Annotated in this window: 1 protein-coding gene; it reads right to left on the bottom strand. The window is 58.4% G+C overall.

The window, feature by feature from the left end:
• Positions 1–255: cellulose synthase subunit BcsC-related outer membrane protein (locus ACO0LH_RS28695; RefSeq protein WP_422944562.1), on the bottom strand; the 255-nt coding region annotated here is incomplete at both ends.

Genomic DNA, 255 nt, shown 5'->3' with positions numbered 1-255 from the left:
AGGTGAAGTCGTTGGTTTTATAGGCACGCCAGTAGGCACCCGCGCCAAATTCGGCCATGGTGTTTTTGGCGACGTTTTTGCCGGTGAGTCCGTAGTAGCCGCCGCTGGCGTAGACGCCTCCATCTTCACCATCGTAGGAGGTGTCGAGTTTGATGCCGGTGCGGGTGACGCCACCCCAGGTGAGTCCATACAGGCTGTCTTTGGCGCCTGCGTAGGAGAGGTAGCTGTCGGTGACGGATTTGCGGGCGATTTCTA

It is taken from the genome of Undibacterium sp. TJN19, assembly GCF_049339485.1.
In the GTDB taxonomy this organism is placed as follows: Bacteria; Pseudomonadota; Gammaproteobacteria; order Burkholderiales; family Burkholderiaceae_D; genus Undibacterium.
Note: the sequence above shows the minus strand (reverse complement) of the source record. Positions and strands in the feature narration are given on the sequence as shown.